Source organism: Acetobacter pasteurianus subsp. pasteurianus LMG 1262 = NBRC 106471, assembly GCF_000285275.1.
Taxonomy (GTDB): Bacteria; Pseudomonadota; Alphaproteobacteria; order Acetobacterales; family Acetobacteraceae; genus Acetobacter; species Acetobacter pasteurianus.
Genome location: NZ_CADO01000021.1, coordinates 18,197 through 44,318, shown reverse-complemented (window position 1 = coordinate 44,318; position 26,122 = coordinate 18,197). Strand labels below are relative to the sequence as shown.

The window sequence follows — 26,122 nt, the reverse complement described above, 5'->3', positions numbered from 1 at the left end:
AGGGCAATCGGGCCTTCATCAAACAGGGCGGCAGTTGCTGTCATGTGCAGCAGTTCCAGCTCGTCCGATGGGGCCATGATGGTCATGCCCGGCAGGCAGCCCAGATAGGCGATGTCGAAGGAGCCCGCATGGGTGGCGCCATCGGCCCCCACCAGACCGGCGCGGTCAATGGCAAAGCGCACGGGCAGCTTTTGTAGCACCACATCGTGCATCACCTGATCATAGGCGCGCTGGAGGAAGGTGGAATAGATGGCGCAGAACGGGCGCAGCCCTTCCGTAGCCATACCGGCAGCAAAGGTGACGGCATGCTGCTCGGCAATGCCCACATCAAAAAACCGGTCCGGGTAAGCCTTGGCAAAGGCATCCAGCCCCGTGCCAGAAGGCATGGCGGCGGTGATGGCGGCAATCTTGTTGTCGGTAGCAGCACGGCGTGTGAGTTCGCGCGAGAACACGGAGGTGTAGCTCGGCGGGCCTGCGGGGCCTTTTTTCTGCTCACCGGTAACCACGTTGAACTTGGCAACGGCGTGATACTTGTCTCCGGCTTTTTCGGCAGGCTGATAGCCGTGGCCTTTTTCCGTGATGACATGCAGCATGATGGGGCCGTTATCCGTATCGCGCAGGTTACGCAGGATAGAGACCAGCTGCGGCAGGTCATGCCCATCCACGGGGCCAACGTAGTAGAAACCCAGTTCTTCAAACAGCGTGCCGCCGGTGATCATGCCGCGGGCATATTCATCGGCCTTGCGGGCCGTGCGTTCCACAGGGGCGGGCAGTTTTTTGACGAACTTGCCAGCCAGTTCGCGCAGGCCCATGAACTTGCGGGAAGACATCAGGCGCGACAGGTAGTTCGACATTGCGCCCACAGGCGGGGCAATGGACATCTCGTTGTCGTTCAGGATGACAATCAGCCGTTCCGCACCGGGGCCAGCCACGGCGGCGTTGTTCATGGCCTCATACGCCATACCGGCGGAAATGGAGCCATCACCGATCACGGCAATCACATTGCGTTCGCGGTAGCTGGGGTCTTCCTCCGCCCGCAGGTGGTGGGCCACGGCCATGCCGAGTCCGGCGGAAATGGAGGTGGAGGAATGGGCTGCGCCAAACGGATCGTATTTGCTTTCCGCGCGGCGGGTAAAGCCGGACAGGCCACCCGGCTGGCGCAGGGTGCGGATACGGTCACGCCGCCCAGTCAGAATCTTGTGAGGGTAGGCCTGGTGGCCCACATCCCAGATCACCTTGTCATCCGGGGTGTCAAACACCGCATGCAGGGCAACTGTCAGCTCCACAACACCCAGAGAGGCCCCAAGGTGCCCCCCCGTGGTGGAAACCGCGTCCACCGTTTCGGCCCGCAGCTCATCCGCAACCTGCTTGAGCTGCTCAACCGAGAGATTGCGCAGGTCCGCCGGATACTCAACCCGGTCCAGCGCAGGAAAACGCCCTAACGTCGGAATCGGTGAAGGCGCGTTCTTATCCTGAGAACTGTCCATGCGATCGTTTCCATCTTTTTGTTGCGGGCTGCTGTCTGATATCTGGGCGAATGACGCAACCCGGAGTGTGTCTTACGCCGCGTTTGCATGCCGACAGACATCGCGATCCGATGGCATGTGGTTTAATGTTTCACGCAAGAACGCAAGTATTGAAACAAAACAAGCCGCCGAATGTGGCCTTTTTGCAACAGGAGTGTGAAAACACTTGAGCTTGACAAACCACACAACATATATGCAGGCCAATATCTTCTTTCATGCGTGGCCGCGTAACGCGTGTATTCAGTATTCTGTCTGACCACCTGATGGCTCAGGGCGGAAATACTTGCCGCGGGTCGCACGGCCGCGTTTCTTGTTACACACTGAACTGAACAAGTTCTTTCCAGTCACGATACGGGCGTAAGTGATGCGCCGGAGCGGGGGTTTATGGCCGTACCGATAATGCAGGCCGTCAGGGTCGGCAAATATGTCGTCACACAGCATCTCAAGAAGCGGAAGCGCTATCCGCTTGTGCTGATGCTTGAGCCGCTTTTCCGCTGCAATCTGGCATGTGCAGGTTGCGGGAAGATCGACTATCCGGCTGCTATTCTGAACCAGCGCATGACTGTGCAGGAATGCATGGATGCGGATGCCGAAGCAGGCGCGCCAGTTGTGGCTGTGGCCGGCGGTGAACCGCTGTTGCACAAGGAAATGCCGCAGATTATTCGCGGTTTGATTGCACGTAAGAAATACGTCTATCTGTGCACAAATGCCCTGCTGCTTGAAAAGAAGATGGATGAATATGAACCATCCCCCTTCTTCTCTTGGGATGTGCATCTGGATGGTGACAAAACCATGCACGATTCCTCCGTCTGTCAGGATGGGGTGTATGAACGTGCCGTGGCCGCCATTAAAAAAGCCAAGGAACGCGGCTTCCGTGTTTCCATCAACTGCACCCTGTTTGATGGCGCAGACCCGCAGCGCGTTGCCAGCTTCTTTGATGAAGTGATGGCAATGGGCGTGGACGGAATCATGACCGCACCGGGTTATGCTTACGAACGCGCACCGGATCAGGAACACTTCCTGAACCGCCAGAAAACCAAGCAGCTGTTCCGCGATATCTTCCGTTTGGGCAAGGGCCACAAATGGCGGTTTACGCAGTCTCCGCTGTTCCTGAACTTCCTGGCGGGGAACGAACAGTACCACTGCACGCCGTGGGGCAAGCCGCTGCGTAACGTGTTTGGCTGGCAGCGCCCGTGCTATCTGCTGGGTGAAGGCTATGCCAAGTCCTTCCGTGAGCTGATGGACGACACGAAGTGGGATGATTACGGCACCGGTAACTACGAAAAATGCGCTGACTGCATGGTGCATTCCGGTTACGAATCCACCGCTGTTATGGATGCCGTGCGTCGCCCTTGGCACATTGCCAAAGTGGCGCTGTTTGGCCCGGAAACAGAAAAGCCAATGGCACCGGAAATCTCGCTGGCAAACCAGCGCCCGGCCCAGTACGTCTTCTCCAAACAGGTGGAAGAACAGATGGAAGCCATTGCAGCACGCAAGCCTGCAAAGGCCCCACGTGTGAAGGTGATTCGCACAGCCGAAGGCGCGAACGATGCCCCGGCAGCAAAGCCAGCAGTGGAAGCCACTGCGGCGGACTGATCGGGCCTTCCGAATCGGGTTTTAAAAAGGGGCGGTTCCCGCAAGGGGCCGCTCTTTTTTTGTCTTTGCCCTTCAAAACATACCGAATTGGTCCGCTTTATCAGGAAGGCAGGCATACGGCCTTCGCATAAGGCAATACGCGTTCCTGTATGGCCTAGCTGTGGCTTTGGGGGAAATCATCCCCTATTCTGCCCGCCAGAAACCCGCCACGCGGGTACCCTACACAGAGGGCATATCGTTTTTCATGGCACTTTCCATTCTTGTCATTTTCTTTCTGGTGTTGCTGAACGCCGTGTTCGCCATGGGGGAACTTGCGCTTATTTCCGTGCGTAAACCCCGTTTGGTCATGTTGCAGGAACAAGGCGTGCGCGGGGCCGAACGGGCCTTGCGCCTAGCGGAAGACCCGCAAATCTTCCTGCCCACGGTGCAGGTGGGCATGACACTGGTTTCCATTCTGGAAGGCACATTTGGTGGGGTGCAGATAGAAGCGCACCTTACCCCCATGCTGGAGCGTATTCCGGCCATTAAACCCATTGCCCCGCAGCTTTCCATGATTGTGGTGGTAGTGCTGATTACGGCCATCATGCTGGTGCTGGGTGAGCTTGTTCCCAAGCAGTTGGCCCTGCGTGAGCCAGAAAAAGTGGCTGCCCGTCTGGCTGCGCCGCTGGAGGTTCTGGCCAATGCCACCCGCCCGGTGGTGTGGTTGCTCCGCCAGTCTTCCAACGTGGTTTTGCGCCTGATGGGGGCGGCAGATGCCGTAAACCAGACGCTGACGGAAGAAGAACTGAAAGCCTACATTGCAGAAGGTGCACGCCTGGGCGTGCTGGAGCATGAAGAGCGCACCATGATCGAACGCCTGCTGCGCCTTGCAGACAGGCCCGTGCGTGCCATCATGACCCCCAGAAACGAGCTGGTGTGGATAGACCGCCATGCCGGGCGCGAGGCACTGGTGCAGGCGCTTAAGCAAACCACCTATGCCCGCCTTGTGGTGTGCGAGGGTGGGGTGGATAACCCCGTAGGTGTGGTTCTGGCCAAGGATATGCTGGACCGCGTTCTGGACGGCATGCCTGCCTCTATAGAGGCAGGGCTGCGCCCAATGGTGGTGGTGCCAGACAGCATTTCCGCGCTGGATATGCTGGAACGCATGCGCAGCATCCCGCTGGGCATGGCCTTTGTGTTTGATGAATACGGGGCGTTTGAAGGCATTGTTACGGCGTCTGACCTGTTTGATGCCATTGTGGGTGAAACCTCGCACGAGCCCCAAAAACTCACCCGCCTGCATACAGAACCGGCCCCCGATGCCGTGCTGATGCTGGATGGCACGGAATCCGCCGATGAAGTGAAGGACCGTCTGGCCCTGAAATCCTTGCCCGAGGAAGGCAGCTACCATACGCTGGGCGGCCTTATTCTGGCCCTTCTGCGCCGTGTGCCTGCGGTGGGGGACAAGGTGGCTTACGAAGGTTGGCTGTTTGAGGTGCTGGAAATGGAAGGCCGCCGTGTCTCTCGCGTGCGGGCCAGCAGGCAGCCTCTGGCAGAGAACTAAAGCAGCTACACAGGGCAGGCGTTTGGTCTGCCCTAAGGCGCAGGTTCAGTCTGCCCACAGGTCATAAAAAAGGGGCGCAGCCGGTTAAAGCTGCGCCCCTTTTTGTATGCGATAAGCCGACTGAGCCTGCGCCGCAGAGCCTTAGTGCAGGGTGCGGGTGTTCAGCGTATGTGCCAGTGCCTTTTCATCCTCAAAGTCCGGCCACGTGCTTTGGGCCAAGGCTGTAAGGGAGGGTGTGGGCAGCTTCATCTTGGCGGCGTACATCCACAGATAGGCGAGGGTGTGGTGCACGTAATCCCGCGTTTCCGTGTTGGGCAGCAGCTCCATGAACAGCAGTGGATCGTTGGCTGCTGGGCCGGTGGAGCTTTCCCAATGCGCAAGGGCGGAAGGTCCTGCATTGTAGCTGGCCAGCAGGCGGATAATATCCCCACCACGTGCCTCTGTATGGCTGGTCTGGCGTGTGAGCCCGGCCAGATACTGCACATAGCGCTGCCCGATTTCCAGATTGATGCTGGGGTCATGCAGGGCTTCGGCGGAATGTACGAAGTGGTGGTTGATATTGGTGGGGGACTCACTGGTGACAAAATCGGCCGTAAGCGGGCGGATCTGCATCAGCCCATGTGCCCCTGCGCCGGAAACAGCGCGTGGGTCGAAGTTCGATTCCACACGGGCCAGCGCGTAAACAAGGGCGGGGTCCATGGTAAAGCCGTGCCGGGGGCGCAACAGGGGCAGGGGTGTATCTTCTGCGTTCTGTGCCGTGGCGGCATGGGTGTTCAGGGCATCGGCCATTTCTGTGGCCAGATCATGCAGCCCGGCTGTTTGCGCTACAAGCTGAAAGGCCCGTGCCAGTGTCACGTCCCGCAGGTCTGGCCATGCGCGGCGGATGGCGTTTTCGGCCATTTCCGGCTCACCAACCTGTAGCAGGGCAAACACGCGGCGGCCAACATCGGTGGCGCCTACGGCTTCAATATCAATTTCCGTCAGCACTGGGGCGGAGGATGCGCCGTTATCTGGAACGGGGCTGTTTTCCAGCGGTTTAAAGCCAACAGGGCGTGTATGGGCGCTGGAGGCCGCATGGTCTGCCGGGTCTGGCCGCAGCATACGATAGGCCAAAAGCCCATAGAAGCTGCGCGGAAAAGCCGCCGCATGCTGGAGCCAGATGTGCTGGGCATGGGCATTGCCGGTTTTTTCGTGCCCCCGTGCAGCCCAGAAGGCGCAGGCGGCCCGCATTTCCGGCATGGCGCGCGGGGCGTGGGAGGCTTTTTCAAAAAACGGAATAGCCTCGGCGTAAGCCTGCTTCTGCCATAGGGCCAGCCCAGTAATGTAGCTGGCCAGTGCATTGCGCTCGCGCGAGATGTTTACGGCCGTGCGGCCAATATCTAGCGCCATATCCGTTTCACCGGAAACCAGCATGGCCTGTGCGGTTTCAGCCTGTAGCTGGGCCGCGTAGGCGGGCGTCATGCCCGGTGTAATGCTGATAAGGTGCAGCGCACTGTGCACGCCCTTCAGCCCCCATGTGGTGCGTTCACGCAAGGTGCGGTCCAGCAGGGGGTTGCGGGTGAATTCCTGCGCCAGTGGGCCAGCCGCAAGGGCGGCATGGGCCGGGGCCAGATGGTCTGCCGGTGGGGCAGGTGGCAGGGGGCCACCCCGTTCGGGCAACGCGGCAAGGCGCGCCCATATGGCCGGGGCATCGGCATAGCTGGTGTATTGTTTCAGCCAGTTCCGCAGTTCGGTCGCATTGGGGTGGTAATTCGGGTTCAGGTAACGGTCTGCCTGCAGCTCACCCAACAGGGTGGCATCTGTCAGATGCGTGGTGCTGCTGATGGCTTCTGTGAACGCACCCTGCTGTTGGAGGCGCAGGATGGCGCGCACCTGAGTGGCAACTTCAGGAGGAAGAGGTTTTGGAAGTGTAACATCATCACCTTCGGGGAAAGCCTGGCGCGGCAGAACCATAGCCAGCTCTTCGCTGTACGGTTCGGGCCCGGCTTCCGGAGGCTTGGCATGGGCTCTCGTCACAACGACGGAAGCGCTGGCCAAAAGGGCGGCACCAGCCAGAATGGCTTTTGCCGCGATCTGATGAGGAATTTGACCTATCGCTCGCATGGCTGGCGGGGTCTAGGCCCTTCCAGCCTAAAAGGCAAGTTTCCTGTTTGTAAGAAAAGGGAAAGGTTCTTCAAAAATTGTTGCATTCCCTGAGGTGCAGCACTGGTCAAGCCGGAATAATTTCTATGATTTGTGCAGGTATTCCCACGGTTTGTGCACTGTATTTCTTACTGACATATTCTGTAACATCTGGCACGGCGTTTACACTTACATGCGCGCGCTGATTACATGCTTTGGCTGTCTTGGCGCAGGGTATCCATCACCGTCATCAGTGTTGTCCATATTTCACGCCGCGCTGCGGGGCTGGCCCGAAGCTGGAGCGGGTGGCGCATGAACATAACGGGCAGGGGGGGCAGTCCCGGCAGGGTGATCTCCTGCCAGTTGCGGCGGGGCAGATCCGTGGTTTTGCCAAGCAGCATACGCGCAGGCAGCCGCCCACATAGCAGCAGGCGCTGGGGCGCAAACAAAGTTATGGCGCGTTCCAGAAAAGGGCGGCAGATGCGTTGGTCCATTTCTGTTGGGGGTGTGCCGCCTGCAGGCCGCCACGGCAGGGCTGTGGCAAGGGCCAATTGGCTGCGCTCCAACGGGAGCGGGGCCAGCATGGTATCCAGCAGGGTGCCGCATAGGCCCGCAAAAACCTGCCCGCTTCTGTCTTCATCCTCATCCGGGGCTTCCCCAATCAGCATCAAGGGGGCGTTGCGGGGGCCAGTGGGCATCAGGGTGTGCATGGCAGCACCGCGCAAGGGGCATGCCGTAAAGGAATCCATCGCCTCAAACAGCTCTTCTGGCCTGTTGGCGGCTGCGGCAAGGCGCTGTGCCTGTTCTACCGTATCTGCAAAACTGGTGGGGACGGGCGGTTGCTGGGCTGGGTTCTGCGTCACTGCGGCAGGGGCTGGTGTTCTGCCGGTTCCGGGCTGCGGGGGTATGTATGGGGGAGCTTGCGGGGGCGTTTTGCCCCGTAGCGGAGGCAGCACAAGCCCGGCTCCCGCGTGCCGATGATCGGCCGGGGCATCGGTTACAGCAACATCCACGCCCCATTCCGTATAAAGGCGCAGGAGAGACAGAGCAGCTTCCATCATATAAACCGTATCACAAAGCGGACGGTTTGGTGGTTTGGCGCGGGCGCGTTAGACAAAACCAGTCGTTCATGTCGTTCCTTTCCGCTCTGCCAGAAGGGGCGGGGCATCCGTGGGCGGCCTGCCCGGTTGCCACCGTATCCTGTAGATAGGGTTCTTATGCTGTTTTGTCGCCTTCTGCCTACGGTTTTCATGCTGCTTTCCGCCACTGTGCTGGCTTCTCCGCTGTATGCGGCCCAGCCCGATACATCTGGCGCCGCCCTTAAAGGGGCCGAACCCAAAGCAGATACCGCGGTTATGCATGCGCCTGTCGGGCATGTCGATTCGGGGGCTTTTCTAAGCGCCGTCATTGCTGTGCGCAGGGGGGATGACCTTCAGGCCGCGCGCTCTTTCCGCCAAGCTGCCGCCGCAGACCCAGAAAATATGGACCTGCTGAAGCAGGCCTTTGTGCGCAGCGTGATGGCGGGTGATGCCGATGCCGTGCCGCTGGCCCACAAGCTGGATAAGCTGCCCGGCGCACAGAGCGTGATTTCCGCCCTTGTGCTGGGGAACGATGCCGCCGTGCGCGGTGAGTGGGGCGAGGCGCTGACTTATTACCATCAGGCCCGCACGGACCCGCTGACACATCTTATTATGCCGCTGCTTCTGGCATGGTGCGAGCAGGCACAGGGCCATGCCAATGAGGCCGTTGACAGCCTGACCCATATTCAGAAATCTGTGCTGGTGCCGTTTTACACGCTGCACGCGGCCCTGATTGCACAAGTGGCAGGCCAGACAGACCGCGCAGGCCAGCTTTTTGATGAAACGCGCAAGATCATGCCGGGGGGTGATCTGCTGCTCACCCGTTCCTACGCCGCATGGTTGTGGGAGCACGGGCAGAAGGAAAAAGCCCGCGCCGAGTTGCGCAAGCTGGAAGGGGATGATCCGGTTCTGCTGCTGGCTGGCCCGCAGCTTCAGGCCACAATTTCGCATTTCCCGGTGACATCGGCACGTGGGGGTATTGCGCGGGCTTATATTCTTACGGCATTTTTGCTGCGCCAGCAGGGGCGGGAGCAGGCCCAACAGGCCGCAGCCACCGGTGGTATGGTGGGGAATGATGCCAACCTTTACCAGTTTAACGAGGCCGCCCGCCTGATGCTGGGCTTTGCCTTGGCCATGGACCCCACATTGGCCGAAGCCCGGCTGATGCTGGCCGAAATCCAGATTGATGAAGACCATGGGGCCGCCGCGCGAGAAACATTGCTGCGCGTGCCGCAGTCTGACCCCATGTCCCCCGTGGCACGGTTGCGGTTGGCTGTGCTGGATTCCACGCCCGATCAGGCCACCGAGGCTGTCAGCCTGTTGCGCCCGCTTGTGGCCCAGTTGCCGGACCAGATTCTGCTCCAGCGTGCCTTGGGCAATGCGCTGGTACAGCAGAAAGACTGGAAGGGTGCTATCGCCGCCTATACCAAGGCCATAGACCTTGCCAGCGCCCAGAAGGATGTGGATTGGACGCTGCTTTTCCTGCGCGCCATGGTGTACCACGAAATGGGGGATTGGCCCCACGCGCGGGATGATGCCCGCGCAGCGCTGGCATATGCGCCAGACGAATCCATGCTGCTGAACTTTCTGGGCTACTCCATGGTGGAACGGCATGAAAATCTGCCCGAAGCCGAAAAACTTTTGCGCAAGGCGCACCAGCTTTCCCCCGATGATGCCGCCATTACAGATAGCCTCGGCTGGGTGCGTGCAGAGCGTGGAGACCTGAACGAAGCGCTGGACCTTTTAGAAAAAGCCGCAGAAAAAACTCCCGAAGACCCGGAAGTGAATTATCATCTGGGCGAGGTTTACTGGCGGCAGGGCCGCAAGACCGAAGCCATAGATCAGTGGAACGTGGCTTTGGGGCTGCACCCCATTCCGTCGGATGAAGTATTGATACGTGCTGCGCTCAAGCGTGCAGGTGTGGAGCCGGATGTGAAAAAGGCAGATCAGGCCGCGCCCGCTAAAGTTGCGCCGCAGGATAAAGGAACACACACGCCATGACAGTTGATGTTCTGGATGTTGCAACCACAACCCTGACAGAAATTGCACCAGCAAAAATCAATCTGTATTTGCACGTTACTGGTCGCCGCCCAGATGGATACCACCTGCTTGATAGCCTTGTGGTGTTTGCCGGTGCAGGAGATGTGCTGCATTACGAACCGGGCACAGAACCGCTGCACCTTAAGCTGGAAGGCCGCTTTGGCCGCGCCCTTGGTGCCGATGCCGCAGGTGCCGATAATCTGGTGATGAAAGCCGCCGCCGTGCTGCGTGATCTGGCCGGGCCGCATGCCAATGTGCAGGGTGGTTGCCTTGTGCTGGAAAAAAACCTGCCCGTGGCTTCCGGCATTGGTGGAGGTTCGGCAGATGCGGCCGCGGCCCTACGCCTGCTAAACCGGGCATGGAATGCACAGGTGGATGAACCCACCTTGTTCCGCGTGGCGGAAACACTGGGGGCCGATGTGCCCGTGTGCCTGCTGAGCCAAACCGTGCGAATGGAAGGTATTGGGGAAACCCTTACCCCCGCACCGCGTTTGCCAGAATGTGGCCTTGTGCTGGTGAATTGCGGGCAGGCTGTTTCCACCCCGGATGTGTTCCGCAAAAGAACGGGCGATTTTGTGCCGCGGGCGGATTTACCGCAAAGCTGGCCCAATAGTGCCGCCATGGTGGCAACCCTTAAGGCGCAGGAAAACAGCTTGGAAACCCCGGCATGCAGCGTATGCCCGCCGGTTAAAAAGGTGTTGGCTGATATTGCGGCCCAGCCAGATTGTCAGTTGGCCCGTATGAGCGGCTCTGGTGCTACATGCTTTGGCGTGTTTCCTACTGTTGAAGCCGCGCGGGAGGCAGCAGACAGGTTGGCAGAGGCACACACCGCATGGTGGGTGTGGGGCGGGGCTCTGGTTTAAAGGGTTTTGCCACCTTATATCAGCATCAGTTGTTTCAGCAGGCCGGAAGGTGCAAACCATTCCGGTCTGGCTGGGTGTAGGAGGTTTTATGTCTTCCAAGCTTGATCTGTCTCTTTCCGCAGACCACACAGAAGTCCATCTCAAGGTGCTGGAGCAGGAAGGCCAGCCTGCTGTAGATGTTGCGCTTTCGGTAGAAGACATCACACGGCTGATTCAGGTTTTGGGTCAGTGTCGGGAAACGATGCTGGAAGGCAAGGAACTGCCGCCCATAGAAGGGGCCACCTTTACGCCCGTTACCCGCACCAAATGGGCGCTTCAGCCCGAAGCCAGCACGGATGGATCTGTTCTGGCCTTTCAGCACCCGGCTTTTGGCCCGGTAGGGCTTGTGCTGCCACCTGCTGATGCAGACCGCCTGATGCACGGCTTGCACATGCACCAGCAAATGCGCCAGCAGCCCGCCAAACCACGCGGGCGTTTGAACTAAGTTTTGATTAGGTGTAGCGCATCCGGCACAGGCACGGATGCGTGGTGGCCTTGCCGCTCCATGCCATGTGCTTGGCACGTTCTAGCCGCATGCCGGGCACAAAAACGCATGGCATGAAGCAACATATGGCAAGGCAAAAAAAACGCCACCCCATTCAGCCGGAAAAATGTGCTGAACAGGATGGCACGTGTTTTCAAGATTTCCGGCAGTTGCGGATATGCGCCATCAGGGCGGTTAGGCCCATGGCTGTCAGCGCGCCAAAAATACCGGCCCGCAAGCTGCTGGAAACAAAGAAGGTAAGCGGGCTATCCAGCCTGCGGGAATGTTCATCAAACGGGCCCTGCGCCCCAAAGGAACCGGGCACGGATTTGTATAAATCATCCGGCTGTTCGCCTTCTGCCCAGTCATGCTCCATCTGGGCCTTGTAGCCTTTTTCCGCCATGCGGGCTTCACGGCAGCCGGGGGCAACCATGTGCCACAGGGCGGCAAAGCTGTTGGTGGCCCCAATGGAAATAGAGCGGCTGGTGCTAAAGGCGGCACGGCAAATGGCTTCTGCCGCCACTTCGGGTTCATACACCGGGCCAACGGGTTTGAGGCGCTTGCCTGTGAGGTTGCGTGTCCAGCCATAATGGGGGGTGTTGATGGCGGGCAGATCCACCATCACCACGCGGATATTATCGGCATCATGCAGCAGTTCTGGCCGCAGGCTTTCACAAAAGCCGCGCAGGGCGGAACGCGCCCCGTTTTCTGCCGCCTGCAGTGGCATACCGCGCAGGTTGGGGGCCAGATCCAGATTGATAATGGCCCCTTGCCCACGCCGGCGCATAACGCCCAGTGCGGCCAATGTGCCGTTTACACTGCCCAGATAAGTTACTTCCGTAGCACGGCGGATATCATCGGCAGAAAGAGCAGCCACCTGCCCAACCACCGTGGCCCCGGCGCAGTTGGCCCACACCGAAATGGGGCCAAGTTCTGTTTCAATACGTTCTGCCGCATCCTGCACCGCTTTGGCATCTGAAACATCCAGCGGAATCACCAATGACCGCACAGAGTGCTTGGCCAGATTTTCTGCTGTTTCCTTCAACCGGTCTTCATTCCGGCCCAGCAGGGCAATATCAAACCCGGCGCGGCCCAGCGCACGTGCCGCCGCGCGGCCAATACCGGCGCCTGCGCCTGTAATCACAGCTATCTGGGTTGGCATCCGCGTTTTTTCTCCCGGTTATCAGTCAAGCAAGACGTTCAAAATCTGGCTGCCATTTTGCGCCGCAATCGGGCAGGGCACAAGCCACAGGGCAGAGGTTCTGCCCCGCGTGGACCTGAATGCAGGTGGCAGATTTACAGATATTTCAGCGCAATAATGCCGCCTAAAAACACCACGGCAAAAGCCCCGGCCACCAGCGGCAGGCGTTTTTCCAGAAAATCCTGAATAGGGGCCCCAAAGCGCCACAAAAGCCCGGCCACCAGCATAAACCGCACGCCACGCGTTACAAGGCTGGCCAGCATAAAGGGCAGAATGGCAAAATGCGCCATGCCGCTGGCAATGGTGACAAACTTGTAGGGAATGGGCGTAAGCCCCTTAAGCAGAATAATCCACACCCCCCATTGGCGGAATTTTTCCTGCAAGGTCAGCAGCGTGCCCTCGGCATGGTAAAAATGCACAATGGGGCGGGCCACCGTATCCAGCAATGCCGCGCCAATCAGCCAGCCCAGCAGGCCACCGGCCACGCTGGCAATGGTGCAGATGGCGGCATAAACCCACGCCTTTTGCCTGTGTGCCAATACCATGGGCACCAGCAGCGTTTCTGGCGGGAGGGGAAAAAAGCTGGCTTCTGCAAAAGCCAGCGCCGCCAGCCATAAAGGTGCGTAGGGGCTGGCAGCGTGCCGCAAAACGCGGGCATAAAGGCGGTTTAGCATATGGGTTTAAAAACTACATCCGTTCACGGCGCAGAACATCCTCCGCCTTGGCGTGGATGGTATCATATTCTTCCTGCGTGAGGTTACCCCGGTGCAGCATTTCACTCGCACGGGCCAGCGCATCACGCGCGTGGGTGGCATCGGGTATCGGGTAGCGGCGGCCGGGCAGGGCAAAGGCATCATCGGGCAGGGCGTTGCGTTCTTCAGTTGTCAGCTTAGACATGGTTGGTCTTCCTGTCTTCCTCACACAGTTCAGAGGCACTCTCCAGTTCGTCCAGTTCCGCCATGGCAGCTTCTGCGCTGGTGGTGGGAACATCGGAAACCGGCGTGCTGCTCCGCACTCCCGCTGGCAGAGGATGCTGTGCGGGAGAGACTTCTAATGTTTGTGTCACACGGAACGCCGTCAAGACCGCGAAAGACCCAAACACCACTGCCCCCAGCGCTTGCCCGGCCTGCACGCCAAGCGGGCCAAAGCGTGCGCCCATCATCACAAACGGAATGGTGCCCAGCGTGGCCCGCCCCCAGTTAAAGGCGGTGGAATACAGCGGAAAACCAAGGTTGTTGAAGGCCGCGTTGGCTACAAACAGCATTCCCACAAACAGGTAACTGCCAATTGTCCATGTGCAGAACAGGTGGATAAGGGCTGCGGCATCACCTTGCGCATTATACATGGCCACAACCCCGTTCTGCACACAGAACAGGAAAACCCATGTAGCCCCTACGCTCAGAATAACCAGTTTGAGGGCGGCGCGCAGTGTTTCACGCACACGGTCACACTGCCCGGCCCCGATGTTCTGCCCCATAATGGGGCCAACTGAGCCGGTAAGTGCAAAAACCAGCGCAAACAGCACGGGCACTGTGCGCTCAATAGAGGCTTGCCCCGCAACAGCCGCCAACCCAAAGCGCGCCATGGCCTGCGTGACGTACACCCCCCCAACAGGTGTGGCCAGATTGGTGAGAATAGCCGGGAAAGCCACCGAGGCCACGCGCTTGGTGTCTGGCAGAATGCGGTGGAGCTGCGGCATGGCCAGCATATCGTGCCGCAATGCGCCGCGCAGGCCCACTGTAGCCACAACGGTGCGTGAAAGCACAGTGCTAATGGCCGCCCCGGTCAGCCCTTCATGCAGCCCGAAAATAAACAGCGGGTCCAGCACCGCAGCCACAACAGCACCCAGCAACGTAATGTGCATGGAGCCCTTGGCATCCCCCACCACACGCATGAGGGAGGAGGACCCCATGCCTGCGCAGATAAGCGGCAATGCAGGGCTGACCGTGCGCAGGAAGGTGGTGGCGTTGGCCAAGGCCTCACCCCGCGCGCCAAACAGTTCCAGAATGGGGTGAGCAAATATCATGGTGCCCACACCCAGTACCGTTGCCAGCCCGATCATGACGGTAAGGGCGGAGGAGGCAATGCCTCGTGCCTCATCCGCGCGGCCTGCACCAATTTCACGCGCAGTGGCGGCACTTATGCCAATGGTCAACCCGATGGAAACGGCAATCTGCAAGCCAATAACGGCCCCGGCAAAGCCAATGGCTGCCGTAAGGGCGGTGTTACCCAGGTGGCTGATATACACCATGTTGAGCATATCCACCGCAAACACCGCCATAAGGCCAATGGCTCCGGTGCCAGCCATAACTAGCACGTGGCGCATGATGCTGCCGGTGGTAAAGCAGGCCTTGTGACGTCCGCCAGGCGGGGAGGGCCGGTTCATTCATGCTCCGTGTGGGCTGTGCTGCGCGCGTGCCAATATGGGTGTTAAGTATGTCATGACTTGTTCCCCCTGCGAACAGGGAGAACACGGAACATCTGCCCTGAAAGGCGTGCAAACCCGAATAATGTGCCCAAAGCGCCGAGTTTAGGGGGCTGGGGGTGCTTCTTCCGGCTTTTCTGCGTCTGCCTTGTGCTCCAGCGGGCGGCCTAAATATGCTTCCAGCACCTGCTCGGTCGGGCCATCCATCCGCACCTGCCCTTGGTCCAGCCAGATCAGGCGGTTGCACCAATCGGCCATCACATCCGCCATATGGCTCGAGAGCACCAGAATATCGGCGCGGGAGACAAGGTTTTCAAGCCGGGCGCGGGCACGGTTACGGAAGGAGGCATCCCCCGCCATAAACCATTCATCCATCAGCAGCACATCGGGCATAATGGCCGTGGCCAACCCAAAGGAAAGGCGCACCATCATGCCCGAACTGTAGGTGTTTACCGGCAGGTCCATAAACGCACCAAGGCTGGCAAAACTTTCTACATCTTCTTCAATCTGCGCTGTCTGTTCCTTGTTCAGGCCAGAGAACATGCCGCGCAGGCGAATGTTTTCCCGCCCGGTCAGGTCCATGTTCATGCCCAGTTCGGGGTCCAGCAATGTGCCAATGCTGCCGCGCACCGTAACACTGCCGCCTACGGGTTCATAAATGCCGGCCAGTGCGCGTAACAGCGTGGTTTTGCCTGCGCCGTTGCCACCTACAAGGCCCAGCCTGTCCCCCGGTTGCAGGGTAAAGCTGACACCCTTAAGCGCCTGCACCACCACGCGGTCCCGGTTATCGTGCATGAAGCGCGTGTTAAGCGTGCGCCCCAGCGTTTTGCTGAGCGATTTGCGCAGGCTGCGGGCATTGCCATGATACAGCGGAAAGGTGATTTGCAGGTTTTCAACCGCAATATCCGTCATGCGCCTTACACCCAGTATGCCAGCCGTGTGCGCATACGGGCGAACAGGCAGAAGGTTGCAATTATCAGCACGGCAGACCACCCAAGAGCCGCAGGCCATACGGCAGTTTGCATCACGTCTCCGGTAAAGGGGGCGCGCAAAATTTCAATCAGCGGAAAGAAGGGGTCCAGCAGCAGCCAGGCCTGCCCGGTTGTCATCAACTGGGGAGACCACAGAATGGGTGTGACAAAGAACATCACCTGCGTCAGGCTGGCGATAATGGGGGGCACATCCCTAAAGCGTGCGCCCAGAATGCCCAGCAAAAGCACGGCAAAAAAGCAGTCTACCAGCCACAGGCCCGTGGCGGGTAGCAGAGTCCATGTCCATTTGGGCGTAACGTGAAACCACAAAAACACCCCGGCCACTACGGGCACGTTATGCGCAAACACTAAAATATTGCGCACAGCCACGCGCAGCACGTGCAGGGAATACGGCATGCGGGCTGCATGAATAAGCCGCGCAGCCCCCGTAAAGGTGCCGCAGCCTTCCTGCATGGTGCCGCCTACAAAGCCCCATAACACCAAAGAAAGGGTAAGGAAGGGCAGATAGGTGTGCACATCCGTGTTGAGCAGATACGCATACAGCACGCCCATGGCCGCCACCATAATGGCCGTGGTGGCCGTAAGCCAGAACGGCCCCAGAATGGAGCCACGATACCGCAGCCGAATATCCAGCCAAGCTAGCGTAAGCCCCAGCCGCGCATGGCGGAAGCCGCGCGCAAAATCCTGGGCGGCATGCACAAAGTAGGAAAAACCACGTTCTGGCACCAAATGCAGCACAGGCTGCCCCTCTGGCTGCGGGGCGTGCTGCGGCGCAGCCGAAAGAGGGGGCTGTTTTTTTGCGGCGCGTTCTTCCTGCGTATCCGGCAAGGTGGGCGTGCTGTTCATGGTGTTTAACGCGATAGAGAACCCTGCCTGTTTGTGCAAGGTTGGCATGCTTTTTATGCTGCCATTATGACCTGCCGCATAGGCCTGTTCCGCCCCAAAGCAGCGCGCCATTTACGCAACGATTGGCAGGAAAACACTCCGCAGAGATGACAACAGGCCCCGTGGTTGCTACACCCGGCCCGCCGGAGAGCCCTTTTTTCGTTCCACACCTAAGGCCGGGAACCGTCCTTGTCATGAAAATCGTCGCCTGTAACAGCAACCTCCCACTTGCCGAAGCCGTTGCCGCGGAGCTGAACCTTCCCCTCTGCAACGCCACCGTGCGCCGCTTTGCGGACATGGAGGTGTTTGTAGAAATCCACGAAAATGTACGTGGTGAGGACGTGTTCGTTATCCAGAGCACCTGCACCCCCACCAATGATAACCTGATGGAGCTGCTGATTATGCTGGATGCGCTGCGCCGTGGTTCGGCCAAGCGTATTACCGCTGTCATGCCCTATTTTGGTTATGCCCGGCAGGATCGTAAATCTGGCCCGCGCACGCCTATCAGCGCCAAGCTGGTTGCGAATCTACTGGTAGAAGCCGGTGCCAGCCGCGTGCTCACGCTGGATCTGCACGCCATGCAAATTCAGGGCTTCTTTGATATTCCGGTGGACAACCTTTACGCCGCACCACTGTTTGTGCGCGACATTCGCTCCCACTACGGGGACCGCGATCTGATGATCGTCTCCCCCGATGTGGGTGGCGTGGTGCGTGCCCGCCAGCTGGCCCAGCGCCTGAACACGGATCTGGCCATTATCGACAAGCGGCGTGAACGCGCAGGCGTTTCCGAAGTGATGAACGTGATTGGTGATGTGCGCGGCCGCCACTGCCTGCTGGTAGATGATATTGTGGATAGCGGTGGCTCACTGTGCAACGCAGCGCGCGCCATTGCCAACCAAGGTGCCGCATCTGTGGGCGCATACGTTACCCACGGTGTGCTGACAGGGCAGGCCGTGGAACGTGTTGCCGATTCGCCCATCGAAATGCTGACACTTACAGACAGCATTCGGGCTACGGAGCAGGTTATGGCTGCGCGCAATATCCGCCAGATCACCATTTCTGGCCTGCTGGCACGCGCCATTCATGCCGTGGCGGATGAAAGCTCCGTTTCCTCCCTGTTCGATTGATCCGAGGCCCTATGAGCACGCTTCTCCCCCGCCCATACTGGTATTTGCGCCACGGCCAGACAGACTGGAACCGGGCTGGTCTTTCTCAGGGGCGCACGGATGTGCCCTTGAATGAAACCGGCATTGACCAAGCTGTGGCGGCGGGAAAGCTGCTTGAGGTTGCCCTGCGTGCAGCAGGGGAGAATGGGGTAACGCGCATTGTGTGCTCTCCGCTGGAGCGCGCTTTGCGCACGGCCACCATTGTGCGGGATGCGCTTGTTACCCATGGTCTGCCAGCCTTGCCCCTGGATGTGGATACGGGGTTGGAGGAAGTCTGCTTTGGTGAGCAGGAAGGCCAGCCGATAGGGGATTGGTATAATAGCTGGATTGCCGGTGAGTACACGCCCCCGGGGGCAGAAACATTTGCTGCCCTGCGCCAGCGCGCCACAGATGCTGTAAACCGGGCCACACAGGCCCCCGGTCGGCCCCTGATTGTGGCACATGGGGCACTGTTCCGTGCTTTGCGCGCCGCTATGGCTCTGCCCGCCAATGTGCGCCTGCCCAATGCTATTCCGCTAAGCTTGCAGCCAGAGGCGGATGACCGTTGGGAACTGCGGGAACTGATAGACGCGTAAGCGTTAGTTCTGGAGCTTGTAGAGTTCAAACGAGAGGCGGTTTGGTTTTTTTCTGTTAATTTTACCAATACGTACGCTGTAAACTTGGTGATAATTTTGCTGGATGTAGGAGCAAACAGACAGTTCTATCTCGCCTGTTGAACAACCTTTATATGGTAACATGACAAAAACAGGATGTTCGGCCAGATCTTGCAAATAATGCTGCGTTGCGTTCTTGCCGTAAACAATATCTATATGATCATGGAATAAATATTTATCAAAACTTATTAAGTGGCCCATATAAAAATGACTTTGCTGGGCACGAATGTTTAGAATTTTTTGGTTTTCTGTGATTTCATGTATATATTTATAGTTTATATGATTTAGATTGGAATATTCTTTAATATTTTTGTGTATGTCATTTTGTATATTGTATGACTGAAAAAGTATTAATGGCAGTAGAGAATAAATAGAAAATTTTGTGTAATTTTCTACAAGCATAGCGAACATAATTGTAATTGGTCCAAGCCAAAGAATCGAGTAATGATTGAGTAAATGCCCCGAAAGCAAAGCCGCAGGCACGGAGGATACAAACCAGAGCGTAAGCAACGTAGTATCCGGTGTTGGGGCCATTTTAAGTATGGATTTCTGCCCGAACCATTTGATGAGAATGGGTGAAAAAACGGCCAGATAAGCAGCAATTAGCAAAACAGACTTTATGCGTTTTGAAAGCTTGGCGCTGTAAGCATGTAAAAACTGATGCTGCTGCGTAAAGTAATCAGCCAGCGCATGATGCCCCTGTATAAAATATGGCGCAAACAAAGCAGCCAAACCGCCACAGGTGCCAATAGCAAACAAACTTATATTTAAAATTGGGCGTGTATTTGCCAGTAATAAAAAACATACAGGCAGAAATAGGCAGATACCTTCCAGATAATTAATGTTTACCGTAAGGCCAAACGTACCCCCGGCAGCCAGAAGCCATAGGATGCGGGTTGTCGGCTGAATGGTGGCTAGTGTGCCTTTACGCGCAAGCCAGAGCACGGCCAGTTCTGTTGTGATCAGAAGTGTTTCCGTATTGCCGGCCAGCAGCTCAAATGGTGCGCCCAGCAGCGCGAGTGCCGCAAAAACCCATAGCCAGCGTGTGTGCCAGATACTGCGGGCCATGGCAGCAAATGCCGCAAGGGAAAGCAGGGCCAGAACCGTAAACTTGCCAACAGGCAGCGGGGCCGTAAGGGCATCCCACGCACCGTACACCACATAAACGCCAAAAGGTTTATGATCGAACACATATTGGTAAGGCAGAATATGCTCTTGCAGCAGGCTGCGGCCAATAAGTGCGTAAAATATTGTATCAGCCGTGGAGAAAGGCAGGATCAGGTAAGAAAAAATATAAAGAATGCTGCATAAACATATAATAAAAACGAATACCTTGTTTTTTAAAATCGTTTGTAAGTCAGACATTACCCTTCTCCTGCTTGAAGGTCTGGATATTCATGCAGGCAAAAGGAAGTAAAGGGAAAATAAGTTAAATAATTTTCTAAAAAGCATGGCAGAATAGCCACTTGGCAGCTTCTGCCATGCTTACCTTAACGGTGCTGAATACATCATACGGCGGGCGTGTGTTCCTGGGGGGAAATACGGTTTCTTTGCGGGAACAGGGCCGGATCATGCAGGGCACGTAGGCGCACGCACCGGGGCAGAAGCCTGCGGATAATGTGCATGGTGGCGGTATCGGAAAGCCCTGTCTGTTCAGAAAACCAGTCCAGCTCTTCCTGCAGGAAAAAGCCGCGCACTTCTGCTTCAGATGCCGGAGGGCTGTGGGGGGCGGTCTGCCACCGGCGGATGGTGGAAATCATGCCCATGGCTTCTGCCCGCTGTTCCAGCTTACTGGGATGATCCGGGGTGGGAACAGGGCCAAGAACCTCGTTGAGTGCGCTTAGCAGACCAGATTTGTTAAACCATGCGGCAGTTACAAAGTCTCCCACGCTGGAAATGGCGTTGGAGACGGAGTTCAGGAATGTCATGAAAACCTCCCGTCTTTATAAAAGGGGTGCATACTGCCAACGGCGCGTGGGCGCAGAGAGTTTCCATGTGCTCAAAAAATAAAAACCGCCCCCAAAGCAAGGGCGGTTTTTACAAACAGACCATCTGCCACAGCCATCAGCCTTAAGCCATATGGTGTGGCAATGCGTGGCGGGCGTAGCCGCCTTTTTCTGTATTAGTCCTGCAGCGGCAGCATAAAGGTGCCATCATCCAGCTGGATGCCACGCTGGGCAGCATGGGCGCAGGTTGCGGTGCGGATGTCTTTGTCATCCACCGTGTTCAGGTCAATCATCTGGCCGGGGCCAACCATCAGCTGCCCTGCGCCACCGGCGGGGTATGCGGCATCACTTTTCACATCGCTGCGTTTTGCAAGGGAGCGGCCGAGTGAGCGCACCGTTGTATCATCATCAATGTTGTGGGCGTAGCAGTAGTACATCAGCCCGGCAATGTTGCCTACAGATGCGTTATCTACCGTGGGGCCGGGGCCAACAGGTGCTTCTGGCACAGAAGCCACGCCAACATTGGCAGCATGGGCAGGTGCAACCCCGGCAGCCAAAGCCAGGCCACATACGGCAGCAAGGGCCGCTTTGCGCAGTGTGTTCATGGGTGAACCTCCTTTGTGAACAAGTTTGATGAGGCTCACTATCGAACCGGCCCGGATATGCGGCAAGGGCCTTGGTTGCCGGTCTGTTATGCAGAAAATATTGGTTTGTTATCAAAAATCCTGCATGATTTGTGAAGTTTCGTGATCTAATCGGACAATAATGGTCCGTATTGTCACTCGGGCGTGAGCGGGTGGATGCTGTACCTGTATTGGTGGAGCGAGATATGGTTATTTAGTCGTCTTATACGAATACTCTATAATGGTATTTCTGTATTTTTATGTTGCCTGCGTAATCTGGCCCACTGGCATGTGTGGGGTGGGCTTCCCATATCCTGAAAGGACTACATACAAATGTACATGCCGTTTGCCGCCCGTAGGCCAGATGGCATGAAAGATATAAAGCAGGGAGCCGATTTGAATGTCTGATCTGATTGTTCTGGGTTTTGACCACGTTGATGATGCCGCCAAGGTGCTGACAGAATGCCGTGCCTTGCAGAAAGAATACCTGCTGGATCTGGAAGATGCCGTGGTTGTCACGCGGGATGCACAGGGCAAGGTGCACCTGCACCAAAGCGTGAACCTTGAAAAAGCCGGGGCTTCCTGGGGCCTGCTTTCCGGCGGTTTCTGGGGTGCGCTGGTTGGCCTTTTGTGCCTGAACCCGCTGGCTGGCTTTTTGATCGGGAGTGCTGTGGGCGCCGGTGCGGGCGCGCTGTCTGGTAAGTTCTCTGATTACGGAATTGATGATGGGTTCATCAAACAGCTAAGCGACACCATTCCGCCCAACACCTCTGCGCTGTTCATTCTGGTGCGTAAGTCTCAGCCGGAAAAAGTGCTGGCCGATCTCAGCCAGTTCAAGGGCCATGCCCGTATCCTGCAAACCTCTCTTTCCCCAGAAGCAGAAGAAAAGCTCAAGGCTGCTTTGGGTCAGGTTGCTGCGGCACAAGCCAAGGCCTGAGCCATACTTTAGGCATCAGCCTGCACTTTGTGCATGGAAAACCCCCGGTGGCAGAAGCACACCGGGGGTTTTTTAGTATCTTAACGCACAGAATGAAAAAGGTTCACAGCCGTTTGCCCATTTCCTGCCGCAGGGTGTTGCAGCGCTGGGTGTATTTTGCAGCGCGCGTGGCGGTAATCCAGTTGATGATAAACGCCGCCGCCAATGAGAGGAACGAGGCCGCAGTCAGCAACTGGCCGGTCAGATAGATTTTTTCATCATAATGCAGGGCGGAATACCAAAGCAAAGTCAGGCTCAGCACCGCGCCAATAAAGCCGGAAACACCTGTAAGCCGCATAAGGGAATCTTCCACAAGTTCAAAGGCGGCGGTTTCTCGCCACAGGTCAAACAGGCGGCGGTCAATGTCACCCACGTTTTCAGCGTGGTCTGCCTTTTCGGCTTCCGTGCGCTTGTGGGGGTTCTTGCGGTGGATCTCCAGCTCCTGCCGGGCCTTGGCAAAAACCTTCCGCCGTTCCTGAATGGCGGGCAGGCTGATATCCACAAAACTTAAAATGGCAACATTCAACCCGGCGGAAAGCTGAACAATGGCCTGAAAGTTGCCCCATGTCATATCCATTGGTCTGGCTCCTCCACGGGCTGGATATCCTCGTATTGGAGCCGTTTTCTGGGGCAAAATGCCGGTAAAATCAATCCATGCCCATGTGGGGGCTGTAGCGCGTGGGCAGCGCCACAGCCGGTAACGTGGTTAGAAACCTTGTGAAATCCCGCCCAGAATGGTGCGGCGTAGCCCGTATTGCGGGGCCCCCACGCCAATGCCGGAACCATCACGCAGCTTGTAGGTGTGGTCCCCCAGATTGATCACATCTATGCGGAACTGCGTATCCCCCGGCCATGCGCTGCCAAATGTGTTGTGGATGGTTTCCACGGCAGAGAAGTTGACGGTAGCGTAGGGCGTAAGTGCTACACCGTTGGGCACAAGGCCATCGGCCCGCAGCCCGCTGCCATACACCATGGTGGCAGACAGCCGCAGCGGAAAGCGCGTTTTGTGGAAGAAGGAATACGCCGCCCCGGCAGAAGCAGTCCAACGCTGGTCATGGTCCAGATGGATCCAGCGGTGCTGAATGTAAGCCAGATCATCCGGGCTCATGTTAAACTGCGCGCTGGTGATATCCTTGCCAATGGCGCGAGACCACGCAAAGTTGCCATACAGAGAAAGCGGGCCACGATCATAAGAGGTGCTGACCTCATACCCGTTCACTTGCCCACGGCGATAGTTAAAGCCGCTGAGGATGATGGGCGCACCAAACTGGCCTTCATCAATCAGGTTGTGCGCCAGCTTGTAATAGGCATCGAACGAGACACGCCAGCCCGGCAGAATGGTTTGTTCAATACCGGCATCAAAGTAATGGTCGCGCTCGGCCCGCACCTTGTTGTTCTGGTAAACGGAGGGCGCGGCACTGGTGCCTGCAAATTTGTACAGCGAGGAAGAACTGACAACCTCAAACGGCGGGGGCGTAAAGTAGCGTGAATATCCGGCGTGAATGACCCCGCCTTTCCACGGCTTCCACACAATGTTCAGGCGTGGGCTTACCTGTTTTTCCGCCGTGTATTCGCTCACCCCATCAAAGCGCAGGCCGTAATTGATGGTCAGGTTGTTCAGCGGCCGCCATTCATCCTGCGCATACAGGCCGTACACCGTGCCGGTTTTGCCGCTGCCATCGTAAATGCTCAGGGGCGTGGTGCCAAAGGTGGCGTTGCCATCTGCATCCTCACCTTCCTGCCCAAACACGCGGGAGAGGGATTTGGAGGTGTTGCGTTCTACAAAAAGCTGAAAACCAAAGCGCACGGTGTGATCTTTTGCAGCACGCCATGTGACGTCATGCTGCGTGCCCATGGAAAACACCGAGCGCGCGGCCTGCTGCGCAATACCGTTGTAAACCAGATCTCCCAGCCAGTCGGGCGAATAGCGCAGGCTGCTGTAGCGGGAGAACACGGAGCTTTGCAGGCTGAAGTCTCCCATCTCTTTCTGCAACGCCAGAATGGCAAAATCTGTAATCTGCTTTTGGTGTTCATCCAGATGTGCACTGTCCACGCTGCCATTCAACTGCTGTGCCAAATCGCTGCCAGAATAGGCGGGCATGGCAAACTGGGTTTGCTGGCCGGGGTTGTTGGGTAACTGGTATTCTGCGTTGGAAATGCCGGCAATAAAGCTGATACGCGTATCTTCATCCGCCGTGTACCGCAGATGGCCCAGAAAGTGATACTGCTCGCTTAAATCATGGATGGCGTTGAAGGAGGATGTTGTATTTTCAATGCCCGTGCGGTCATGCACATAATCCGCCGTGGCAAAGAAATCCCACTTCCCTTTATGAAAACCATATTGCAGGGAAGGGAAGAAGTAATCCCGCGCCCCGCCGTAAAGCGAGAGGTTGCCGCCCGAATTGGTGGTGCCGTTCTTGGTGTTGATATCCACCACAGCCGCCTGCAAAAACCCGAACTGGCTGGGCAACGCCCCTGTGGTGAGGGACATGTTATCTGCAAAGCGTGTCATCAACGCTTGCCCAAATACGCTCAACCCCTCCGGCAACTGCACGCCATCCAGCCGGAACTGCACCTCGTTATGGTCACCACGCACATGGATCTGCCCGTAACTGTCCTGTGCTACGCCGGGCGCTTGCAGCAGAACCTGATTGAGCGGTGCGTTATCACCGCCTGGAATGGTTTCCAGCGCCTGCCGGCTGAACTTGTGCACCGTGGCCCCGGTAGAGGGCGAAAGTTCTGAACGCATGCGGTCCAGATGCGCGGTCACAATCACCTGTTCGGCATCGTTCTTGTCATGCGCAATAACTTTTACGGTTTGCGGCTTTGTTTCCGTGGGCTTCTGCTGCTGTTTCGTTTCCGTCGTGGTCGTGGTGGTTTCAGCCAGGGCCATGCTGCTGCCCAGAGCAGTAAAAACAGTAGAGCAGAGAAGAAGAGCGGCTGATCGAACCATCATGCTGTGCGCTGCCTTGGTTGAGTGTGGTGGAGGCGCAGCATGTATTATGTAACACTATAACATTACAACAGGAATGAACCCTGTTTGCTCAGCTTTCTGTGGGCTGTTGCACGCGCGCAACAGCTTTGCATTGAGGGCAGGGCACAAAAAAGGAGGCCACGCTTTGCACGTGGCCTCCCTGCACATGGCGTGTGCTGCAACGGGCACAAAGCCGGTTTTATTTTGTGGTGTAACCGCCGTTTACCAAAATGGTCTGGCCTGTCATCCACCAACCTTCAGAAACAATAAAGCGCACATAGGGTGCAATATCTTCAATGTCTGTCAGACCAGTTTTGCTAAAGGGAGAAAGTGCCGCGGCGGTTTTGTGGTAAGCCACGGCATCTGCGCCTTCCTGCCCGTAAAAGAACGGCGTATCCATGGGGCCGGGGCCAATGGCGTTAACAGAAATGCCACGCGCGCCATATTCCTTGGAGGCCGCACGGGTGAAGTGCTCCACCGCAGCCTTGGAACCCGCATAGGTGGAATAGAACGGCGTGTAAGCCCCCAGCAGAGATGTGACCAATGTGAGCAGCTTGCCATTATCGGCCAGATGTTTTCCGGCTTCACGGATGAACTGATACGCCACCTTGGTGTTGATGGCGAACATGGCATCAAATTCTTCATCTGTGGTGTCTGCAATCGGCTTTTTCAGCACTTTGCCCACGGTGTTAATGGCAATGTCCGGCGCACCAAAAGCGGTTTTTGCATCTGCAAATAGTTTGGCTACTGCTCCGGGTTGTGTCAGATCAGCCTGAAAAGCCTCAGCCTGCGCGCCTGCCGCCTTTACAGCGGCCACTGTGGCATCGGCTTCTGGCTTGCTGGCCGCGCTATGGTAATGGATGGCAATGGCCTTGGCGCCATGTTCTGCCAGATCCCGCGCAATCAGCCCGCCCAGATTTTTGGCCCCACCGGCTATCAGAACGGTTTTGCCTTTAATGCTGTGGTCTACCATGTTGGGTGCTCCCTTGC

General features: G+C 57.4%; 23 protein-coding genes. 8 read left to right on the top strand and 15 right to left on the bottom strand.

Annotated features, from left to right (window positions below):
• Positions 1 to 1,487: 1-deoxy-D-xylulose-5-phosphate synthase (gene dxs, locus APA10_RS06005; RefSeq protein WP_035367357.1), on the bottom strand; the 1,487-nt coding region annotated here is incomplete at its 3' end.
• Between the two features lie 423 nt (positions 1,488 to 1,910).
• Here dxs and hpnH point away from each other — a divergent pair.
• Positions 1,911 to 3,122 (top strand): adenosyl-hopene transferase HpnH, encoded by a 1,212-nt coding sequence (hpnH, locus tag APA10_RS06000; RefSeq protein WP_035365943.1) that lies wholly within the window; start codon positions 1,911 to 1,913, stop codon positions 3,120 to 3,122.
• A gap of 160 nt (positions 3,123 to 3,282) precedes the next feature.
• Positions 3,283 to 4,665 (top strand): hemolysin family protein, encoded by a 1,383-nt coding sequence (locus tag APA10_RS05995; protein ID WP_003630082.1) that lies wholly within the window; start codon positions 3,283 to 3,285, stop codon positions 4,663 to 4,665.
• 141 nt (positions 4,666 to 4,806) lie between these two features.
• Here the strand turns inward: APA10_RS05995 and APA10_RS05990 are convergent, their stop codons facing one another.
• Both APA10_RS05990 and APA10_RS05985 read right to left on the bottom strand, forming a co-directional pair.
• Positions 4,807 to 6,768, bottom strand: a complete 1,962-nt coding sequence (locus APA10_RS05990) for a lytic transglycosylase domain-containing protein (protein WP_003630084.1) — start codon at positions 6,766 to 6,768, stop codon at positions 4,807 to 4,809.
• A 224-nt stretch (positions 6,769 to 6,992) separates the two neighbouring features.
• On the bottom strand, positions 6,993 to 7,847 hold the full coding sequence (locus tag APA10_RS05985) for a uracil-DNA glycosylase (RefSeq protein WP_003630086.1): 855 nt from the start codon (positions 7,845 to 7,847) through the stop codon (positions 6,993 to 6,995).
• Between the two features lie 156 nt (positions 7,848 to 8,003).
• On the opposite strand from APA10_RS05985, the gene APA10_RS05980 reads away from it, so the two are divergent.
• From APA10_RS05980 to APA10_RS05970, 3 genes are read left to right on the top strand one after another with little or no spacing between them, the layout of a single operon-like run.
• The gene (locus tag APA10_RS05980) at positions 8,004 to 9,866 is read left to right on the top strand and encodes a tetratricopeptide repeat protein (protein WP_003630087.1); all 1,863 of its coding nucleotides are present in this window, start codon (positions 8,004 to 8,006) and stop codon (positions 9,864 to 9,866) included.
• Positions 9,863 to 10,768 (top strand): 4-(cytidine 5'-diphospho)-2-C-methyl-D-erythritol kinase, encoded by a 906-nt coding sequence (locus APA10_RS05975; protein WP_003630088.1) that lies wholly within the window; start codon positions 9,863 to 9,865, stop codon positions 10,766 to 10,768. The genes APA10_RS05980 and APA10_RS05975 overlap by 4 nt, the downstream gene beginning before the upstream one ends.
• A 49-nt stretch (positions 10,769 to 10,817) precedes the next feature.
• Positions 10,818 to 11,252, top strand: a complete 435-nt coding sequence (locus APA10_RS05970) for a hypothetical protein (protein WP_003625111.1) — start codon at positions 10,818 to 10,820, stop codon at positions 11,250 to 11,252.
• Positions 11,253 to 11,445: 193 nt separating this feature from the next.
• Here APA10_RS05970 and APA10_RS05960 read toward each other — a convergent pair whose 3' ends face one another.
• The 6 genes from APA10_RS05960 to APA10_RS05935 form a co-directional block, all read right to left on the bottom strand.
• On the bottom strand, positions 11,446 to 12,453 hold the full coding sequence (locus tag APA10_RS05960; protein ID WP_003630091.1) for an SDR family oxidoreductase: 1,008 nt from the start codon (positions 12,451 to 12,453) through the stop codon (positions 11,446 to 11,448).
• A 134-nt stretch (positions 12,454 to 12,587) separates the two neighbouring features.
• Positions 12,588 to 13,166: a YqaA family protein gene (locus tag APA10_RS05955; protein ID WP_003625105.1), complete on the bottom strand. Its 579-nt coding sequence runs from the start codon at positions 13,164 to 13,166 to the stop codon at positions 12,588 to 12,590.
• A 13-nt stretch (positions 13,167 to 13,179) separates the two neighbouring features.
• Complete coding sequence (locus tag APA10_RS05950) at positions 13,180 to 13,389, bottom strand: hypothetical protein (protein ID WP_003625103.1); 210 nt, start codon at positions 13,387 to 13,389, stop codon at positions 13,180 to 13,182.
• A complete protein-coding gene (locus APA10_RS05945; RefSeq protein ID WP_012812453.1) occupies positions 13,382 to 14,878 on the bottom strand; it encodes an MATE family efflux transporter in 1,497 nt (498 codons plus the stop codon). The genes APA10_RS05950 and APA10_RS05945 overlap by 8 nt, the downstream gene beginning before the upstream one ends.
• 144 nt (positions 14,879 to 15,022) lie before the next feature.
• Complete coding sequence (locus APA10_RS05940) at positions 15,023 to 15,829, bottom strand: ABC transporter ATP-binding protein (protein WP_003630093.1); 807 nt, start codon at positions 15,827 to 15,829, stop codon at positions 15,023 to 15,025.
• A gap of 5 nt (positions 15,830 to 15,834) precedes the next feature.
• Positions 15,835 to 16,866, bottom strand: a complete 1,032-nt coding sequence (locus tag APA10_RS05935) for an ABC transporter permease (RefSeq protein WP_003630094.1) — start codon at positions 16,864 to 16,866, stop codon at positions 15,835 to 15,837.
• A gap of 122 nt (positions 16,867 to 16,988) precedes the next feature.
• Here APA10_RS05935 and APA10_RS05930 point away from each other — a divergent pair, with 122 nt between their 5' ends.
• Both APA10_RS05930 and APA10_RS05925 read left to right on the top strand, forming a co-directional pair.
• A complete protein-coding gene (locus tag APA10_RS05930; RefSeq protein ID WP_035362377.1) occupies positions 16,989 to 17,921 on the top strand; it encodes a ribose-phosphate pyrophosphokinase in 933 nt (310 codons plus the stop codon).
• Positions 17,922 to 17,932: 11 nt separating this feature from the next.
• Positions 17,933 to 18,535: a histidine phosphatase family protein gene (locus tag APA10_RS05925; RefSeq protein WP_003630095.1), complete on the top strand. Its 603-nt coding sequence runs from the start codon at positions 17,933 to 17,935 to the stop codon at positions 18,533 to 18,535.
• Between the two features lie 3 nt (positions 18,536 to 18,538).
• Here APA10_RS05925 and APA10_RS05920 read toward each other — a convergent pair whose 3' ends face one another.
• The 3 genes from APA10_RS05920 to APA10_RS05910 form a co-directional block, all read right to left on the bottom strand.
• A complete protein-coding gene (locus APA10_RS05920) occupies positions 18,539 to 19,978 on the bottom strand; it encodes a hypothetical protein (RefSeq protein WP_003630096.1) in 1,440 nt (479 codons plus the stop codon).
• Positions 19,979 to 20,121: 143 nt separating this feature from the next.
• Positions 20,122 to 20,541, bottom strand: coding sequence for a hypothetical protein (locus APA10_RS05915; RefSeq protein WP_003625093.1), 420 nt, complete (start codon positions 20,539 to 20,541; stop codon positions 20,122 to 20,124).
• A gap of 194 nt (positions 20,542 to 20,735) precedes the next feature.
• Positions 20,736 to 21,203: a hypothetical protein gene (locus APA10_RS05910; RefSeq protein WP_012812457.1), complete on the bottom strand. Its 468-nt coding sequence runs from the start codon at positions 21,201 to 21,203 to the stop codon at positions 20,736 to 20,738.
• 379 nt (positions 21,204 to 21,582) lie between these two features.
• Here APA10_RS05910 and APA10_RS05905 point away from each other — a divergent pair, with 379 nt between their 5' ends.
• The gene (locus tag APA10_RS05905) at positions 21,583 to 22,119 is read left to right on the top strand and encodes a DUF1269 domain-containing protein (protein ID WP_003630102.1); all 537 of its coding nucleotides are present in this window, start codon (positions 21,583 to 21,585) and stop codon (positions 22,117 to 22,119) included.
• A 103-nt stretch (positions 22,120 to 22,222) separates the two neighbouring features.
• Here the strand turns inward: APA10_RS05905 and APA10_RS05900 are convergent, their stop codons facing one another.
• The 3 genes from APA10_RS05900 to APA10_RS05890 all read right to left on the bottom strand — a co-directional run bounded on the left by APA10_RS05900 (position 22,223) and on the right by APA10_RS05890 (position 26,105).
• Positions 22,223 to 22,735, bottom strand: coding sequence for a hypothetical protein (locus APA10_RS05900; RefSeq protein ID WP_003630104.1), 513 nt, complete (start codon positions 22,733 to 22,735; stop codon positions 22,223 to 22,225).
• A gap of 129 nt (positions 22,736 to 22,864) precedes the next feature.
• A complete protein-coding gene (locus APA10_RS05895) occupies positions 22,865 to 25,114 on the bottom strand; it encodes a TonB-dependent receptor (RefSeq protein WP_080587118.1) in 2,250 nt (749 codons plus the stop codon).
• A 217-nt stretch (positions 25,115 to 25,331) separates the two neighbouring features.
• Entirely contained in the window at positions 25,332 to 26,105 is a 774-nt protein-coding gene (locus APA10_RS05890; RefSeq protein WP_003630108.1) for an SDR family oxidoreductase, read from the bottom strand.
• Positions 26,106 to 26,122 lie beyond the last annotated feature (17 nt).

Excerpts from the sequence above, each read along its gene's own strand:
- APA10_RS05920 (WP_003630096.1), bottom strand. The coding sequence starts at position 19,978 with ATGTCTGACTTACAAACGATTTTAAAAAACAAGGTATTCGTTTTTATT.
- APA10_RS05925 (WP_003630095.1), top strand. The coding sequence starts at position 17,933 with ATGAGCACGCTTCTCCCCCGCCCATACTGGTATTTGCGCCACGGCCAG.
- APA10_RS05975 (WP_003630088.1), top strand. The coding sequence starts at position 9,863 with ATGACAGTTGATGTTCTGGATGTTGCAACCACAACCCTGACAGAAATT.
- APA10_RS05905 (WP_003630102.1), top strand. The coding sequence starts at position 21,583 with ATGTCTGATCTGATTGTTCTGGGTTTTGACCACGTTGATGATGCCGCC.
- APA10_RS05915 (WP_003625093.1), bottom strand. The coding sequence starts at position 20,541 with ATGACATTCCTGAACTCCGTCTCCAACGCCATTTCCAGCGTGGGAGAC.
- APA10_RS05950 (WP_003625103.1), bottom strand. The coding sequence starts at position 13,389 with ATGTCTAAGCTGACAACTGAAGAACGCAACGCCCTGCCCGATGATGCC.
- APA10_RS05955 (WP_003625105.1), bottom strand. The coding sequence starts at position 13,166 with ATGCTAAACCGCCTTTATGCCCGCGTTTTGCGGCACGCTGCCAGCCCC.
- APA10_RS05895 (WP_080587118.1), bottom strand. The coding sequence starts at position 25,114 with ATGATGGTTCGATCAGCCGCTCTTCTTCTCTGCTCTACTGTTTTTACT.
- APA10_RS05900 (WP_003630104.1), bottom strand. The coding sequence starts at position 22,735 with ATGGATATGACATGGGGCAACTTTCAGGCCATTGTTCAGCTTTCCGCC.
- APA10_RS05985 (WP_003630086.1), bottom strand. The coding sequence starts at position 7,847 with ATGATGGAAGCTGCTCTGTCTCTCCTGCGCCTTTATACGGAATGGGGC.
- APA10_RS05935 (WP_003630094.1), bottom strand. The coding sequence starts at position 16,866 with ATGGCGCGCTGCTTTGGGGCGGAACAGGCCTATGCGGCAGGTCATAAT.
- APA10_RS05890 (WP_003630108.1), bottom strand. The coding sequence starts at position 26,105 with ATGGTAGACCACAGCATTAAAGGCAAAACCGTTCTGATAGCCGGTGGG.
- APA10_RS05960 (WP_003630091.1), bottom strand. The coding sequence starts at position 12,453 with ATGCCAACCCAGATAGCTGTGATTACAGGCGCAGGCGCCGGTATTGGC.
- APA10_RS05945 (WP_012812453.1), bottom strand. The coding sequence starts at position 14,878 with ATGAACCGGCCCTCCCCGCCTGGCGGACGTCACAAGGCCTGCTTTACC.
- APA10_RS05940 (WP_003630093.1), bottom strand. The coding sequence starts at position 15,829 with ATGACGGATATTGCGGTTGAAAACCTGCAAATCACCTTTCCGCTGTAT.
- APA10_RS05980 (WP_003630087.1), top strand. The coding sequence starts at position 8,004 with ATGCTGTTTTGTCGCCTTCTGCCTACGGTTTTCATGCTGCTTTCCGCC.
- APA10_RS05930 (WP_035362377.1), top strand. The coding sequence starts at position 16,989 with ATGAAAATCGTCGCCTGTAACAGCAACCTCCCACTTGCCGAAGCCGTT.
- hpnH (WP_035365943.1), top strand. The coding sequence starts at position 1,911 with ATGGCCGTACCGATAATGCAGGCCGTCAGGGTCGGCAAATATGTCGTC.
- APA10_RS05990 (WP_003630084.1), bottom strand. The coding sequence starts at position 6,768 with ATGCGAGCGATAGGTCAAATTCCTCATCAGATCGCGGCAAAAGCCATT.